This is a genomic window from Sulfurovum iocasae (assembly GCF_047716765.1).
Taxonomy (GTDB): domain Bacteria; phylum Campylobacterota; class Campylobacteria; order Campylobacterales; family Sulfurovaceae; genus Sulfurovum.
In genome coordinates, this window is sequence record NZ_CP180410.1 from 1145765 (window position 1) to 1161876 (window position 16112).

A 16112-nucleotide genomic window follows, 5' to 3' on the forward strand; every position below is an offset into this window, starting at 1 on the left:
AGCCAAACTTAATCTAATCTTACCTATAATAGTTTTTATGAAGCAGCCGTTCTTAACATATGAAGTAAATCAACATCATCTTAAGCTTATCTCTACAGGGGAGTGGACACTGCAGAGTGTACGCCAGATAGAGAAGCAGTTGGCTAAAGTCCCTTATGATAAACAGATCATTTGGGATGTCTCTGGGATCGAACAGTTTGATAGTGCAGGTGTATTGCTTTTTATCGAATATTTTGAACGCTTCAAAAAAGAGACTGAAGTGGAAGTTATTGGTTATACAGAAGAAGAAAAATCGATGTATACTCTGTTGAAAGAGAAGAATCTTAAAGAGGTCATTGCCCCTCCAAAGCAAACTATTTTAGAAAAAATCGGTCAAAATACAGTTGAAATCTATAAAGATTTAAAGGATTTTGTCACTTTTCTCGGACATCTCTTCAGTGCATTCTTTCATACGCTTATGCATCCTGGAGATATGCGTTTCAAAGAGATGATCTATCATATCCATAAATCTGGTTTTAATGCACTTATCATCATTGGTTTGAGTGCCTTTTTGGTTGGTTTGGTGATCGCTTATCAGAGTGGTGTACAGCTGGCAAAATTCGGTGCAGATCTCTTTATCGTTGATACTGTGGCTATATCGATCACAAGAGAGATGGGTCCCATGATCACAGCGATCGTGATCGCTGGGCGAAGTGGATCAGCATATACGGCTGAGATCGGTGCTATGAAGATCACAGAAGAGATAGCAGCGATGCGAACTATGGGGTTTGATCCCTACTATTTTTTGGTTCTGCCTCGTATTTTTGCTTTGATGATCGCACTGCCTCTTTTGATCTTCTTTGCAGATATTATGGGGATTTTTGGTGGTATGGTAGCATCAAATTTGCAGCTTAATATCTCTATGGGTCAATTTATAGAGCGCCTCAATGAAGTGTTGGAGGTCAAACATTATATACTTGGGATGATAAAAGGACCTGTATTTGCCTTTCTTATTGCTGCAGTGGGATGTTATAGAGGCCTTCAAGTCTCTGAAAATACAGAGAGTATTGGATTGCATACGACAGCAAGTGTAGTCAACTCTATCTTCCTGGTGATCGCTTTTGATGCACTCTTTTCGGTGATCTATACGGAGCTTGAACTATGAGTACCGTAATTAAAGCAGAGGGGATCGTAACAAGATTTGGAAAGAGAGTGATCCATGATGGAGTAAATCTTCATGTCGATCGTGGTGAGATTTATGGGATACTAGGGGAGAGTGGTTCAGGTAAATCTGTTTTGATGAAAGAGATGATCATGTTGCTGGAACCTGCCGCTGGGAAGATGACTGTTTTGGATCAAACATTAAACAATATCAGTTTTGAAGAAGCTCAGGCTCTACGTAGAAAATGGGGTGTGCTATTTCAGTTTGGGGCACTCTTCTCCCCATTGACTGTAGCAGAAAATATAGAAGTACAGCTCAAAGAGTATACTGATATTACAAAAACAATGCGAAATGAGTTGATAAATTCCAAGCTCTACATGGTAGGGTTAGAGCCAAGAGTTGGAGCACTTTACCCCTCTGAATTAAGTGGTGGTATGATCAAAAGAGCGGCTTTGGCAAGGGCTTTGGCTATGGAGCCGGAATTGCTTTTTTTGGATGAACCTACATCTGGACTGGACCCTATAGGTGCTAGAAATTTCGATGAGTTGATACTGGAATTACGTGAACTTTTGGGGATAACGGTTGTGATGATCACACATGATCTGGATTCAATCGTCAATATTGTAGACAGGATGTCGGTTTTGGCAGATAAGCATGTGGTTGCAGAGGGGAATGTGAAAAATGTGTTACAATCACAACATCCTTTTGTGGAAGCATTTTTTAAAAACAAGTATACGCAAATGAAGAGGTTATTGTAGATGTATAGCAGAATCAATTATACGACCGTAGGTATCTTTGTATTAATCTTCACTACAGGAATGATCTGGTTTGCCTTTTGGTTGGCAAAGTACGGTTTAGAGAAAGAGTTTGATTACTATAAAGTCCAAATGAGTGAATCTGTCTCCGGGCTTTCCAAAGATTCGATGGTTAAACTGCGTGGTGTTGATGTCGGATCCATAAGCAAGATCAGGATCAATCCTAAAGATATCGAAAAAGTAGAGATCGTTCTGAAAATTAATAAAGGAACCCCTATCAAAGAGGATATGGTCATATTTACAGAGATGTATGGAGTCACAGGGATCTCATATCTTCAGATAAATGGTGGAACCAATAAAGCAAAAACACTGGAACCTACAGAGGATCATATGCCTATTATAGCAACTGCTCCCTCTTGGTTTACCAAAACAACGAGAGGACTTGGTACTCTTGCAGAGAGAGTTACTTTACTGGTAGATAAAGGTCAAAAATTATTGAGTGAGAAAAATATAGAGACTTTAGGAAAGGTGTTTGATAATACTGAGAAGATAACAGCCAAAGCAGAAGAAGTGGAGCAAAAAGCGATCAATTCACTTGAAGAGGTAGATATAACACTCAGAGAGTTTAGAGCTTCGATGACTAATATCAATGAAAAACTTACAAAAGCGACAGAAGATTTTAGTGTCATGCAGAAAGATTTTGCAGACATCAAAAAAGTCACGATCCCTACGATTGATAAATTGATGGAAACAAGTAGCAACTTTAATCGTGTGACTCTCAAGGTAGAGAAGAGTTTAGACAGAGGAGATTATAATCTCAAAAAGATCTTTGAGCCTATGTTGGTAGAGATAGAGGTATTGAGTCATCAGATAAATGATTTGGCACAGCAACTTGAACAAAGTCCAAATGACCTACTGTTTAAAGGAAGAACACCAAGAAGAGGACCTGGAGAATGATAAGAAGTAAACTTCAATGCATGGGAGGCACTAAATGCTGAGTCGTACAAGAAGTACAAAATTAGCACTTATATTTATATTATTATGCTTTAGTGGATGTAGCAGCAAGCAAGCACCACTTAAAGTCTATACACTGAATACACCTATGGTTACACAAACATCCAGCAGCAAATTTAAATATAAAACTATCAAAGTAATGTACCCTCAAAGCCTCAAAGAGAAGATAAGCCAAAAGATGCGTTATTCGTACAGTAATGCCGAGCAGGGTGTTTATCAAAATAGCCAATGGTCAAATAATATAGGCAAACTTCTTGAAGGTACTTTTATACAAGCTTTAGATGGAAGTAAACTCTTTAAAGCAGTATTGCCTTATGCTTCAACAGCACAAGAGGATTATCGACTAGAAAGTAACATTTTTGCTTTTTCTCATCAAGTAAGAGGGGAGCAATCTCATGCGCTCGTGTCGATGCAGTTCTCTCTTATCAATACAGATATGGGAAAATTAATTAAAACCAAACGTTTTTCTTATAAAGTGGCTACTAAGACTATGGATGCTAAAGGGTATGTTGAGGCTACAAACGAAGCTGTGGGTAGACTCACTAAAGATCTGTTGAGGTGGCTTCAGTTTTAGGATAGTTCCTATGCTCAAGAGACTTCAAACTATAAAAAAAATCTGATGCAATAAGGTGGTATAAAATGGGGACAAAACGTGATATGGTTGAAACTGAAATGGAAGAGGGCGGAACACTAAAAAAAGAGACACAAAAAGAACGGAGAGAAGAGTGTATTAAACGTTTTGAAGAAGAGGAACAGCGTGCTAATAATAAAAAAAGACGCGTTCCTGTTTGGATAAAGCAAGAAGTACTTGAATACGAGGAAGAGCTTCAAAAACTCCAGATCGAATTGCTTAAACTTCAAAAGCATGTCAAAGAGCAGGGCTTGAAAGTACTCATAATCTTTGAGGGGCGTGATGCCGCAGGAAAAGGCGGAACCATCAAACGTATCACGGAACACCTCAATCCTCGTGGTGCAAGAGTCGTCGCCCTTAACAAACCCTCAGATGTAGAAAAGACCCAGTGGTATTTCCAACGTTATGTACAGCATCTTCCCAGTGGTGGGGAGATCGTGCTTTTTGATCGGAGTTGGTATAACCGTGCAGGTGTAGAACCGGTCATGGGGTTTTGTACACAGGAGGATCATCAGGAGTTTTTGCACGAAGTACCTTTCTTTGAAAGAAGGCTTGTCAATAGCGGAATTATTTTGATGAAATTCTACTTCTCAGTCTCAAAAGATGAGCAGGCAAAACGCTTTAAGGAGCGGAAAACAAATCCGCTCAAACAGTATAAGCTTTCTCCTATTGATGAGCAATCGCAACAACTGTGGGATAAATATACCGTAGCAGAATACTCCATGTTCATGGCTTCGCATACTGAAACCACCCCATGGGCAGTGATCCATTCAGATAACAAGAAAAAGGCACGCATAAACTGCATTAAACATATTCTAAACCAGATCGATTATCCGGAGAAGATCAAACAAAAGCATTTAAAAGTTGATAAGGACATTGTCTACAGTGCAGATGAGAAGATCGCAGAATTTGACAACAATGTATCTCTCAATTTTTGTGATCCAACACCTAAAGAGTAAAAAATGGTGAGAAGAGTTTATTTTGTTTAAAACTCTTCTAGTAAAACAGTTTTCTCTTCCTTACTCTCCAAATCTTTTACCCAAATAGTTCCATTTTTCAACTCATCTTCTCCGATGAGGGCACAGTATCTGGCATTAACTTTGTCCGCACCTTTCATGTGGCTCTTGAAGCCTTTTGAGTTGTATTCCAGAGTTACTTTTTGCTCTAATCGTTTAGCTGTTGCTACAGGAAGCAGGGCTTCTACAGCTTCTTCCGTCATAGCACCCAGGTACATGCCATCTCTTTTGACTTCTGGCATCTGTACAAGTTCCATGATGCGTTCTATACCGATAGCAAAACCTACAGCAGGAGTAGGTTTCCCGTCTAGGAACTCTACGAGTCTGTCGTAGCGTCCACCACCTGCGATGGCAGACTGTGCACCTATCTCGTTGCTGACGAACTCAAAGGCTGTCTTGCTGTAGTAGTCCAATCCTCTTACAAGGTTACTGTCTACTTCGTAGCTGATACCTGCTTTGTCCAGTAGGGCAGTGAGTTTGTTGAAGTCTGGATCACACTCTTCACAAAGGTAGTTGATGAGTTTTGGTGACTCTACCAAAAGTGACTGGCATTTTCCATTTTTGCAGTCAAGTACACGGATAGGATTCGTACCTATCCGACGATTACAATCTTCACAAAGTTCCTCTTTGATGTTAGTTAAAGAGCTTATAAGATTCTCTTTATATGTTGGCATACATACCTTGCATCCAAGTGAGTTTATTTTAAGGTCAAAGCCTATACCCAGTGCATCAAAGATCTGGCTTATCATCGTGATGATAGTAAAGTCTTCATAGACTGAAGCCTCACCAAAACTCTCGCAACCAAACTGGTGAAATTCTCTTAAACGGCCTTTTTGTGGTCTTTCATAACGAAACATAGGTCCATAGTAGTAAAACTTCTGTTTGACTGGCTGACGGTCAAGTTTGGCAGAGACAAAAGCACGTACGATGCCTGCAGTGCCTTCGGGACGCATACAGACATCATTGCCTCCTTTGTCTTCAAACTGATACATCTCTTTACCTACGATATCTGAACTTTCACCCACCGAACGTTTAAAAAGTCCTGTCTCTTCCAGGATAGGGGTTTCAATATAGCTGTATCCGTATTTTTTAGAGATGCTTATAGCAGTTGTGATAATATGTACAAAACGGGCACTTTCTTCAAAAGTGAGGTCTTTCATGCCTCTAAGTGGGTTTATCATTTGGTGTTTCCTTGTATCCTATAAGGTGCGTTGGCAAACGCACCCTACGGTGTTATTGTTGTAGGTGCATGGTGCCCGCAGGAAATGCCCTTGGGGTACCAACGCACCAATAAATTATGGAATTATACCTTCAAGTAGGTTAGTATCGTTTGATGAATACTGTCTATATCTTGTGTCGCATCTATAAAAAGGTGTGGGATACCAAGTTTTAGTATGCTTTCTCTCATATGTTCCTGTACTGTAAGCAAGTATTCTAAGCCTCTAAGCTCGATACCATCAAGACTTTTAGCTGAAGTGCGCTCTTCCAAAGTTTTCATATCTGTCAAAAACAAGATCACTTTGTCTGGAAAATGACCTTCAAGTGCAAACTTGTTGAGGCTTACCAGTTCATCAAAGTCGAAGTCACCGTTGGCAAGGGCGTAACCTATGCCAGAGAGGAAACCTCTGTCAGAGATGATGATCTTGTTTTTATTTGGAGAGATGATCTCTTGGTAATGTTCTGCTCTGTCTGCTAAAAAAAGTAGCAGTTCAGCACGTTTAGAGGCTAAGGAATCTGAGAGGAGTATCTCTCTTGCTTTTTTGCCAAAAGGTGTACCTCCAGGTTCATGTGTGATGACGATCTCAGGATGCTTATCTGCGATCAATGCTATTTGTGTACTTTTACCACAGGTGTCTATGCCTTCAAAAAGTATATACATTATCGTAAACACTTAATGAGTTTGAGTGCCGCGTCTGGAACAAGATGCTCAACTTTTCCATCAAAATTTAAAATGGAACGAACCACAGAAGAGCTTACAAAAGCATGTTCAAGGCTAGGCATAAGATAAACAGTTTCCAACTCTTTTTTGAGTGAAGCATTGGCATATCCCATTTGTAGTTCATACTCGAAGTCACTGACTGCCCTAAGCCCTCTTATGATGATGTTTGCTTCCAATTCATCGGAGAGGTTGACGAGAAGATTGTTAAACCCAATGACTTTGATCTTAGGAAAGTCCTTAGTGGCTGCTTCTACCATCTCTATACGTTGTTCAAGAGTAAACATAGGTTTCTTTGCTTCAGAGTCTGCTACAGCAATGATAATTTCATCAAACATTCTACAAGCACGTTTAATGATGTCTAAATGTCCGTTAGTTATGGGGTCAAATGTCCCAGGGTAAATTGCGCGTCTCATGAAAAAATCCTTTGGATATTTTTAGCGCTGAGCGTTAAGTGCTGAGCGTTCAGTGAATAATTAGTAGTGAGTGGTACAGGTACCCATTGTTTAGTAATGCTTTTATTTAATAGTGATTGATTATTTATTAAAATGGTTTTTTTCATATTGTTTCTCAACGCTCAACGCTTAACGCTCAACGCTTTCCCCCTCCCATCTTTCATATAAACTGTTTTCTATGCCTAAAACATCATACCATTTTCCAATGATAAATTTTTCCATCTCTTCAAGTGAAGAGGACTCAGAGTAATATCCCATTACAGGTGGTGCAATGATAACACCCAGTGCAGCTAATTTCTGCATATTCTCCAAAGCTATGGCAGAAAAAGGCAACTCTCTTGGTGCAAGAAGCAACTTTTTTTGCTCTTTGAGTGCAACGGCTGCTACTCTCGTCGCCAGGTTATCACTGATGCCGCAAGCCACTTTTGCCAAAGTATTCATACTGCATGGAATAATAGCTGTTGCATCAACCCTAAATGAACCACTTGATATTGATGCGGCAATGTTCTCACTGGAGTGCAGTGTTACTTTTTTGTTTTCAAATGACTCTACGGTAATAGCATTATCTGAAACAACTACATGAGCTTCGATGTGTTCAGGCAAGTAATCGACAAACTTCTTGCCTAGATGAACACCACTGGCACCGGTAATTGCAATGACTAGTTTCACTGTTTCTCTTTTGTCTCTCGTTACCACGGTGTCCGTGGTAATGCATATTTCAGACACGAATTGAAAGCAAATATGTATTGGCTTATTAAATCAATGTATGCATTCCTACGGACACCGTAGGAACGAGATATAGTTTTATTTTATTATGTGGATTATAGCAAAAGAAAATTAGTTTTTGGATTTTAGTGACTGATTGTATGTGTATAAAATAATGGAGCGGGCGAAGGGAATCGAACCCTCTACCCCAACCTTGGCAAGGTTATGCTCTACCGATGAGCTACGCCCGCAACATATAATAACGCAAAATGAACAAAGTACATCTTTCTGTCAAAAAGTTAAAAACGTGCATCAAAGCATCTTTTTAATTTTTGATTGCTAACGCTGAGTTTTCCGATTCGGCATTTAGTGCCTCACTTGGACTGCATTTTAGATGCTTGTCTTCGGCAGAAAGCCCACACACTTGTGTGTTTAAATGATTTGTCGTTTGAATTAATGTTATAACATTATTAATATTATGTGGAGCGGGCGAAGGGATTCGAACCCTCGACAGCCTGCTTGGAAGGCAGGAACTCTAGCCACTGAGCTACGCCCGCATAAATTAACAAATGTTAAGGTGGTACCGCAGGTCGGATTCGAACCGACACGCCCTAAAGCAGAAGATTTTGAGTCTACCAAGTCTACCAGTTCCATCACTGCGGCATACATATTGAAATGTAGATAGAATTTTACATATTAAGTGCTTAAACATCGTTTAGAATAGCATTAAAAGACTATTTTATGCACCCCAAGGGCATTTCTTCCTTTAGTCAGGGCATAACTGACAGTTTTTAATAGTTATTTGTTATAATATCTTCATTAATTAATATCAAGGTCATATTTTTGAAAATTACGATTATTATCACAGCTATACTTTTTATGTACGGTGCTTTCTCCACACTGTTCCCTGAGACTGCTTTAATAGGGAATATCGGAAAGATAATAGGAGATACAAATCTACATCTTTTTGGGTACTTTGCTTATATCAATATTTTTATCCTTTTTTATCCACTTTATAAACTCTATACTAATGCTTCTGTACGAAAAGATATTGACTTTTATTTAGGCTGGATGCTCTTCTTTATAGCAGTGATTATCTTTAGTTCATTAGTGCTTGAGGCTAAGAACATAGGCTTTATTGGTACGCAAATAGTTGAGTTTTTATATCCACTCATAGGAAAAGCAGGACTTTGGTTACTTTGGTTGATGATCATGGCACTCTCTTTGGTCTTTATACTTGATGATGATTTCTCTCCTAAAGATCTAAAATTAAAAGGTTTTAGTCTAGCACCACTTGCTACAGGGGCAGGTAAACTCTTTTCTGGATTAAAATCTGTTTTGAAAAAGATATTTACAAACCCTTTCTCTTCTCCTGCACTGGAAGATGAGATGATGCCTGTTATGGATCAAACAGAAGAAAAACCAAAGAGAACACGAGCAAAAAGAAAACCGGCAGTTAAAAAAACTGCACTGAAACGTGAAGTGAAAACAAGCAAAGATGTCAGTGAAGAAGTAGAAGATCCTGTGCTTAATGAGATTTTGGAACTTGAACATGAATTCGAAGAGACACTTGAAGCACGAAAAAAGCACTCTAAACAAAGTAATGCTTCTGGTGTAGAGATCGTTGAAGAGTTGGAAGAGAACTCTAAACTTATGGAGCAGATAGATAAGGGTAAGGTAGCTAAACCTAAAAACTTTAAACTTCCAAAATTAGATTTTCTGCAAAAAGCGCCTAGAGTAGCTAAAAAGATAAATGAAGCAGAGATAGATAGAAAAATAGAAGAACTACTTTCTAAATTGCAGCAGTTTAAAGTTGACGGTGATGTAGTACGTACCTATAGTGGACCACTGGTAACCACCTTTGAGTTCAAGCCGGCACCTAATGTGAAAGTATCAAAAATCCTTAATCTCCAAGATGATCTTGCTATGGCTCTAAGTGCAGAGACCATACGTATACAGGCACCTATCCCTGGGCGTGATGTAGTGGGCATAGAGATACCAAACGAGACAGTAGATACCATCTATTTACGTGAAATTTTAGAAAGTGATCTCTTTAAAGAGTCTAAATCTCCACTGACAGTGGCACTGGGAAAAGACATTGTTGGTAAGCCGTTCATTACCGATATCAAAAAGCTTCCGCATCTACTCATAGCAGGAACTACAGGTTCAGGTAAATCGGTGGGGATCAATGCGATGATACTTTCTCTGCTTTATAGAAATGATCCGGAACACCTGAAGTTGATGCTCATTGACCCTAAGATGTTGGAGTTTTCTATCTATAATGACATTCCACATCTACTCACACCAGTCATCACAGAACCTAAAAAGGCTATAGCAGCATTGGCAAATATGGTAGGTGAGATGAGTCGTCGTTATACGCTTATGGCAGATAACCGCACAAAAAATATAGATAACTACAACGAAAAAGTAAAAAAAGATGGTTCGGCTGAACCATTCCCTTTTATTGTTATCATCATCGATGAACTTGCTGATCTCATGATGAGCGGGGGTAAAGAGGTAGAATATTCTATAGCCAGACTTGCACAGATGGCAAGGGCGAGTGGTATACACCTTATAGTAGCAACACAAAGACCAAGTGTGGATGTTGTTACAGGACTCATTAAAGCAAATCTACCTTCAAGACTGAGTTACAGAGTAGGGCAGCGTATCGACTCTAAAGTCATTTTGGATGCAATGGGTGCAGAGAGTCTGTTGGGACGTGGAGATGGCTTGTTTACACCTCCTGGATCAACAGGTCTGGTACGTTTACATGCCCCTTGGAGTACAGAAGAAGAGGTAGAAGAGATAGTAGAATATCTTAAAGCACAACGTGAACCGGAATATGACGAAAGTTACCTGATCTCAGGGGGTAGTTCTGCCTCTGAAGGCGGTAGTGGTGAAGTGGAACTGGATCCACTTTATGAAGAGGCAAAAACAGTGGTACTTACGGATCAAAAAACATCCATCTCGTACCTGCAGCGTAAACTTCAGATAGGTTACAACCGTTCAGCAAACATCATAGAACAACTTGAAGCTAAGGGTGTACTGTCGCCTCCTAATGCAAAAGGTAACAGAGAAATCGTCTAAAAATCTTCTGAGTAGTAAAATAGTTACAATTTAGGGGATTTTTCTGCTCTTTTTTGTAACCATCCGATACAAACAAATTATCTCTTTCATACCTACATCTTATAGAAACTAAAATAAACCACAATTTTGCTAATATCTGTGTACAAAATATTACACTACATAGGAGACATTCATGTCATTACTAGCAGACTATAGAATACATACAGAAGAACGTGCACAATTAGGTGTTACACCATTGGCACTTACAGCAGATCAGGTAGCTGATTTAGTAGAATTATTAAAGGCTAGCCCGATTGCAGACGCAGAGTATGCAATGGAGCTTTTTACGCAAAAAGTACCAGCAGGTGTTGATGATGCAGCATACGTAAAAGCAGCTTTTTTAAATGATATTGTTCAAGGTAATGTTACCTGTGATACGATTAACACAGTACAAGCAACAGAAATCTTAGGAACAATGCTTGGTGGATTTAACGTTGCTCCTCTTGTTGATGCATTGACATCAAGTGATTCAGCAGTTGCAGAGTCTGCAGCTAAAGAGCTTAAAAATACACTTCTTGTTTATGATTCATTTAACGATGTTAAAGCACTTATGGATGGTGGAAATGCATTGGCTAAAGAGATTGTTGAATCTTGGGCAAATGCTGAGTGGTTTACAAATAAACCAGCAATGGAAAGTGAAATTACAGTAACTGTATATAAAATTCCTGGCGAAACAAATACAGATGACCTGTCTCCAGCTTCTGAAGCGTTTACAAGAGCAGATGTTCCACTTCATGCAAATTCTTTCTTAATTAACAGAATGGATAATCCACTAGATACAATGGTAGAGCTTAAGAAAAAAGGTCATCCTTTAGCATATGTTGGAGATGTTGTAGGAACTGGTTCATCAAGAAAATCAGGTATCAACTCAGTGCAATGGCACATGGGTAAAGATATTCCAAATATTCCTGGTAAAAGAACTGGTGGTATTGTTCTTGGAGATATTATTGCACCAATCTTCTTTAACACAGCAGAAGATTCAGGATGTATCCCTATTCAAGCACCAGTAGGTGACTTAGAGACTGGTGATGTAATTACTGTTAAACCTTTTGACGGTGTCATCGAGAGAGATGGAAAAGTAGTATCTGAGTTCAAAATAGAACCAAACACACTTCCTGACGAGATGAGAGCTGGTGGGCGTGTTCCACTAATTATCGGTAAAGGTCTTACAGCAAAAGCAAGAGAAACTCTTGGTATGGACGCTGGAAATATTTTTATGACTCCTGATATTCCAGCAGATAATGGTAAAGGGTTTACTCTTGCTCAAAAAATGATTGGTAAAGCATGTGGAATCGAAGGTGTTAAACCAGGTACATACTGTGAGCCAGTAGCAACAACTGTTGGTTCTCAAGATACAACTGGACCAATGACAAGAGATGAAGTAAAAGATCTTGCAGCACTTAGCTTTGGTGCAGATATGGTTATGCAATCGTTCTGTCACACAGCTGCTTACCCAAAACCAGCAGATATTAAACTTCAACACACACTTCCTGATTTCTGGACATCAAGAAAAGGATTTATCCTTAGACCAGGTGATGGTGTAATTCACTCTTGGTTAAACAGACTTTGTCTTCCAGATACAGTTGGAACAGGTGCAGATAGCCATACAAGATTCCCAATAGGTATCTCATTCCCAGCTGGTTCAGGTCTTGTTGCGTTTGCAGGTGTAACTGGTATGATGCCTCTTACTATGCCTGAGTCTGTTCTTGTTAAATTCTCAGGAGAGATGCAACCAGGAATTACACTTAGAGATATGGTAAATGCTATTCCTCATCAAGCGATTAAAGATGGTCTTTTAACTGTTGCTAAAGCTGGTAAGAAAAACATCTTCTCAGGACGTGTTCTTGAGATCGAAGGTTTAGAGCAACTTAAGTGTGAGCAAGCGTTTGAGCTTTCAGATGCATCTGCTGAGCGTTCAGCTGCTGCTTGTACAGTTTATCTTGACAAAGAGCCAATCATTGAGTATCTAGAGTCAAACATCGTTCTTATTGAAGAGCTTATTAATCAAGGTTATGAAGACAAAGCAACACTTCAAAGACGTGCTGACAAAATGAAAGCATGGATTGCAAACCCAGAGCTTCTTAAAGCTGATGCAGATGCTGAGTATGCTGCGGTTATTGAGATTGATATGAATAAAATTACAGAGCCTATCTTAGCTTGTCCAAATGATCCAGATGATGTTAAAACATTAAGTGAAATCCATGCGGCAGGTATGAGAGTAGATATTGACGAAGTATTCGTTGGTTCTTGTATGACAAACATTGGTCTTTTCAGAGCTCACGCTGAGATCCTTAGAGGTGAAGGTGCAGTTGCTAACAAACTATGGATCTGTCCTCCAACTAAAATGGATGAGAAAACACTTCAAGAAGAAGGTTACTACTCAGTATTTGGTATGGCTGGAGCTAGAACAGAGATCCCTGGTTGTTCACTTTGTATGGGTAACCAAGCTGCTGTTGCACAAGATGCATGGGTATTCTCAACATCTACAAGAAACTTCGATAACAGACTTGGTAAAGGTTCACAAGTGTATCTTGGTTCTGCTGAGCTTGCTGCTGTTGTTGCACTTAAAGGTAAGTTGCCAACTGCTGCTGAATATCTTGAGATCGTACAAAATAAGATCAAACCAGAGATGACTGATGAAATTTACAAATACTTAAATTTCAACAAAGTTTCTAAAGATGAACTAGAAGCGATGGTTGGATAGTAATCCACCTCTCTTTTACTTAGCAGGGAGACTTCTCTCTGCTAGTTACTTTTTTATTTCTTCGTATCTCTACCTTTCCCTTATTTACATTTTTTATTACAAATATTCTTCAAGACACTATATTATGATAGACTATAGTATATTTCCGCTATCAGAAGGATAGAGCATGTTAAAATATCTTATTTCACTACTACTTCTGCTAACTATTCAACCTATTGCCAAGGAGCATACTGTGCAAAGTATTTATGATTTTAAAGTTAAAACCATAGAGGGTAAAGAGACAACACTTGAAACCTATAAAGGTAAAGTGATGCTCATCGTCAATGTTGCAAGCAAATGCGGATATACACCACAATACGAAGGGCTTGAAGCACTATACAAAAAGCATAAAGAAAAAGGCTTGGTTGTCCTAGGCTTTCCATGCAATCAGTTTGCTTCGCAAGAGCCTGGAAGTGAAGCAGAGATCCAAAATTTCTGTCGTGTGAACTTTGGTGTGACCTTTCCGATGTTTGCAAAAATCAATGTCAAAGGGGAGCAGACACACCCGCTCTATCGTTATCTTAAATCCCAACAAGCAGGTTTCCTTGGAACTGAAGCTATCAAGTGGAATTTTACTAAATTTCTGGTTGATAAAGAAGGTAAAGTTGTGGATCGTTTCGGTTCTTCTACTAAACCGAAATCACTTGAAGAGGTTATAGAAAAGTTGCTGAAATAGTATGTTGAATATCTTCACTCAACCTGAAAAATCTTAATGGTTTTCCGTAAAGAGATAGATGGTATTGTATAAACAGTGTATAATAGTGTGTTATCAAATCAAAAGGAGAAAGAATGTCAAAGTTATTAAAGGGTGTGATCGCTGTTCTGATGATCGTAGGATTTTCAGGATGTACAAGTACAAGTGATATTCAAGTGGAGGCTATGAAATCTGAAAAAGTGAATTTGGATGGATATAAGACGTATGAGATCATTGAAGGAAGTGGTATTGTTGATGGTACAAAGCGTACAGATAACCTGGATGTAAATGCTGAGATGCAGCAGATGATCAATACAGAGTTAGCCAAAAAAGGCAAAACTCTGGTAACAAAAGATCCTGATTTTTATGTTGCGTATGCCGCAGGTACAGATATGGAAGCAGTCAAGGAAAAACTTGATGATGCAGGAAAGAAGACGATTGAAAATAGACCTGAGGCAGCTATGGTATTGATCCTTATTGATGCTGAGACAGGTGTGATCATCGGGATCTCTACTGCTGAAGGCGAGGCTAAAAGTTTACCTGCCAAAGAGAGTAAAGAACGTTTGAATTATGCGATCAAAAAGATGCTTAGTGGTCTGTAACTCAGTATTCTAAATCTGTTCCACCTCTTTGTAGGTGGAATATTTAGACAAATTAAATCCTCATGCAACGAACAATGCTCACTTTACTAAATTACACCACTATTTATGTTGTATGTCGGAAATCAAGAGAGGGATAATTATGCCTTCTCTTTTTGTGTAAGATTTCTCTTTCTTTATTAAAATCAAGAATTTATTTTTAGTAACGTTTTCTAAGTGTCTGTGACGGCATTTCATTAAAGAGTTTTTTATATTCACTTCCAAAATATCCCATTTGCATAAAGCCATTTTTCATGGCAATATCTCCAATATTTGTTGTGACGGATTCATCCCTTTGCAGGAGATGTTTACGTATGAGATGCAGACGATGTATCTTGAGATAGGTGTAGGGCGTAATGCCAAAGTGCTTTTTAAAGATCCTCTCAACTGTTCGTTCACTTTTTCCTGTCAATGCAGTAAGATCGATCATCTGAATGGGCTGACCAGCATGATCATTTAGATAAGTGCGAATTTTTTTTGAAAGGAAAAGTGAATCATCTCTTTTCAAATGAGAAATATCTTTAGTATCCTCAAGCGCATTTGCATAAATACCTAGAATGTGATGGTAAAGTAATTCTTTTTTTACCAGCAATATTTGCTGATCATTAGCTTCTTCTAAATAGTTTAAAATCCCTCCAAGTTTGCAAGAGAGCTCTTCCCTCATCTCTTTGTTGAAATGAAAAATTTTGCTATTATCTTTTTCCAACTTTATACCCAATTTTAGTAGATCATCGCGTTTAAATTGGAAAGATGACCAGTGGCTATCTTCCGCCATACAGGATGACAAAGGTCCTCCCTCATCTCCCATCAGTACATCATGCTTTCGAAGTATATTTCCATTAAAAGTAGACTCATCTCTGCTGTCGTGTATAAAACCAAATGACATATTGTCTTGGGAGATCGTACCTTCTGTTAGGATTGAATTACTGTAATGGGCACTGTCGAGTATCCCTTTACCTAAAGAGATATGTAACATATCAGCCCTAAAAGAGCCTTTACCTACCTGATGCAGATCGAAGCTGGCCCCTTTGATGACATCACGCAAGAGATCACTGTCAAAACATGTGAGGGCCTGTTTTTGTATAGGTGACAGGTCAGGGTCTAAGGTATGATTCATCTTACTATTTTTCCTCTTAAAAATATAATGTGACGGAAATCTAATAAATTATACTCATATTTTCTATAGGATATACTTTCTTTCATTTCCTAAATTCATTAATGACAATTTTGAGACAATATCTTTTGTTATTATACTTGA

The 16112-nt window shown here is 38.7% G+C and carries 14 protein-coding genes and 3 tRNA genes; 9 read left to right on the forward strand and 8 right to left on the reverse strand.

Translation table 11 applies throughout. The features are described 5' to 3' along the window. Window positions 1-37: 37 nt before the first annotated feature. The 5 genes from ACLHDG_RS05520 to ppk2 all read left to right on the forward strand — a co-directional run bounded on the left by ACLHDG_RS05520 (window position 38) and on the right by ppk2 (window position 4500). The gene (locus tag ACLHDG_RS05520) at window positions 38-1144 is read left to right on the forward strand and encodes an ABC transporter permease (protein ID WP_415407991.1); all 1107 of its coding nucleotides are present in this window, start codon (window positions 38-40) and stop codon (window positions 1142-1144) included. Then, the gene (locus tag ACLHDG_RS05525; RefSeq protein WP_415407992.1) at window positions 1141-1899 is read left to right on the forward strand and encodes an ABC transporter ATP-binding protein; all 759 of its coding nucleotides are present in this window, start codon (window positions 1141-1143) and stop codon (window positions 1897-1899) included. Before ACLHDG_RS05520 ends, ACLHDG_RS05525 begins: the two co-directional genes overlap by 4 nt. After that, entirely contained in the window at window positions 1900-2853 is a 954-nt protein-coding gene (locus ACLHDG_RS05530; protein ID WP_415407993.1) for an MlaD family protein, read from the forward strand. Window positions 2854-2887: 34 nt separating this feature from the next. Then, entirely contained in the window at window positions 2888-3484 is a 597-nt protein-coding gene (locus ACLHDG_RS05535) for an ABC-type transport auxiliary lipoprotein family protein (RefSeq protein WP_415407994.1), read from the forward strand. Window positions 3485-3549: 65 nt separating this feature from the next. Further along, entirely contained in the window at window positions 3550-4500 is a 951-nt protein-coding gene (gene ppk2, locus ACLHDG_RS05540; RefSeq protein ID WP_415407995.1) for a polyphosphate kinase 2, read from the forward strand. Between the two features lie 26 nt (window positions 4501-4526). On the opposite strand, the gene hisS is transcribed toward ppk2, so the two are convergent. The 7 genes from hisS to ACLHDG_RS05575 all read right to left on the reverse strand — a co-directional run bounded on the left by hisS (window position 4527) and on the right by ACLHDG_RS05575 (window position 8316). After that, window positions 4527-5738, reverse strand: a complete 1212-nt coding sequence (hisS, locus tag ACLHDG_RS05545) for a histidine--tRNA ligase (RefSeq protein WP_415407996.1) — start codon at window positions 5736-5738, stop codon at window positions 4527-4529. Between the two features lie 122 nt (window positions 5739-5860). Then, entirely contained in the window at window positions 5861-6436 is a 576-nt protein-coding gene (gene tmk, locus ACLHDG_RS05550; protein WP_415407997.1) for a dTMP kinase, read from the reverse strand. Then, window positions 6436-6909 (reverse strand): pantetheine-phosphate adenylyltransferase, encoded by a 474-nt coding sequence (gene coaD / locus ACLHDG_RS05555; RefSeq protein ID WP_415407998.1) that lies wholly within the window; start codon window positions 6907-6909, stop codon window positions 6436-6438. The genes tmk and coaD overlap by 1 nt, the downstream gene beginning before the upstream one ends. Before the next feature lie 168 nt (window positions 6910-7077). Continuing rightward, entirely contained in the window at window positions 7078-7617 is a 540-nt protein-coding gene (locus ACLHDG_RS05560; protein WP_415407999.1) for a UbiX family flavin prenyltransferase, read from the reverse strand. Between the two features lie 212 nt (window positions 7618-7829). Beyond that, window positions 7830-7904, reverse strand: a tRNA-Gly gene (locus tag ACLHDG_RS05565). A 230-nt stretch (window positions 7905-8134) separates the two neighbouring features. Continuing rightward, window positions 8135-8210: transfer RNA gene (locus tag ACLHDG_RS05570), tRNA-Gly, on the reverse strand. Between the two features lie 21 nt (window positions 8211-8231). Then, window positions 8232-8316: transfer RNA gene (locus ACLHDG_RS05575), tRNA-Leu, on the reverse strand. 180 nt (window positions 8317-8496) lie between these two features. Between ACLHDG_RS05575 and ACLHDG_RS05580 the strand changes: the two genes are divergently transcribed. The 4 genes from ACLHDG_RS05580 to ACLHDG_RS05595 all read left to right on the forward strand — a co-directional run bounded on the left by ACLHDG_RS05580 (window position 8497) and on the right by ACLHDG_RS05595 (window position 14818). Beyond that, window positions 8497-10740 (forward strand): DNA translocase FtsK 4TM domain-containing protein, encoded by a 2244-nt coding sequence (locus ACLHDG_RS05580; RefSeq protein ID WP_415408000.1) that lies wholly within the window; start codon window positions 8497-8499, stop codon window positions 10738-10740. Between the two features lie 172 nt (window positions 10741-10912). Further along, window positions 10913-13483, forward strand: a complete 2571-nt coding sequence (gene acnB, locus ACLHDG_RS05585; RefSeq protein WP_415408001.1) for a bifunctional aconitate hydratase 2/2-methylisocitrate dehydratase — start codon at window positions 10913-10915, stop codon at window positions 13481-13483. A gap of 166 nt (window positions 13484-13649) precedes the next feature. Continuing rightward, the gene (locus ACLHDG_RS05590) at window positions 13650-14198 is read left to right on the forward strand and encodes a glutathione peroxidase (RefSeq protein WP_415408002.1); all 549 of its coding nucleotides are present in this window, start codon (window positions 13650-13652) and stop codon (window positions 14196-14198) included. A 113-nt stretch (window positions 14199-14311) separates the two neighbouring features. After that, on the forward strand, window positions 14312-14818 hold the full coding sequence (locus ACLHDG_RS05595) for a DUF4136 domain-containing protein (protein WP_415408003.1): 507 nt from the start codon (window positions 14312-14314) through the stop codon (window positions 14816-14818). 196 nt (window positions 14819-15014) lie between these two features. Here ACLHDG_RS05595 and ACLHDG_RS05600 read toward each other — a convergent pair whose 3' ends face one another. Further along, window positions 15015-15971, reverse strand: coding sequence for a helix-turn-helix domain-containing protein (locus ACLHDG_RS05600; protein ID WP_415408004.1), 957 nt, complete (start codon window positions 15969-15971; stop codon window positions 15015-15017). Window positions 15972-16112 lie beyond the last annotated feature (141 nt).

Coding starts and splice junctions, on each gene's coding strand:
- ACLHDG_RS05520 (WP_415407991.1), top strand. CDS start 38: ATGAAGCAGCCGTTCTTAACATATGAAGTAAATCAACATCATCTTAAG.
- ACLHDG_RS05525 (WP_415407992.1), top strand. CDS start 1,141: ATGAGTACCGTAATTAAAGCAGAGGGGATCGTAACAAGATTTGGAAAG.
- ACLHDG_RS05530 (WP_415407993.1), top strand. CDS start 1,900: ATGTATAGCAGAATCAATTATACGACCGTAGGTATCTTTGTATTAATC.
- ACLHDG_RS05535 (WP_415407994.1), top strand. CDS start 2,888: ATGCTGAGTCGTACAAGAAGTACAAAATTAGCACTTATATTTATATTA.
- ppk2 (WP_415407995.1), top strand. CDS start 3,550: ATGGGGACAAAACGTGATATGGTTGAAACTGAAATGGAAGAGGGCGGA.
- hisS (WP_415407996.1), bottom strand. CDS start 5,738: ATGATAAACCCACTTAGAGGCATGAAAGACCTCACTTTTGAAGAAAGT.
- tmk (WP_415407997.1), bottom strand. CDS start 6,436: ATGTATATACTTTTTGAAGGCATAGACACCTGTGGTAAAAGTACACAA.
- coaD (WP_415407998.1), bottom strand. CDS start 6,909: ATGAGACGCGCAATTTACCCTGGGACATTTGACCCCATAACTAACGGA.
- acnB (WP_415408001.1), top strand. CDS start 10,913: ATGTCATTACTAGCAGACTATAGAATACATACAGAAGAACGTGCACAA.
- ACLHDG_RS05590 (WP_415408002.1), top strand. CDS start 13,650: ATGTTAAAATATCTTATTTCACTACTACTTCTGCTAACTATTCAACCT.
- ACLHDG_RS05595 (WP_415408003.1), top strand. CDS start 14,312: ATGTCAAAGTTATTAAAGGGTGTGATCGCTGTTCTGATGATCGTAGGA.
- ACLHDG_RS05600 (WP_415408004.1), bottom strand. CDS start 15,971: ATGAATCATACCTTAGACCCTGACCTGTCACCTATACAAAAACAGGCC.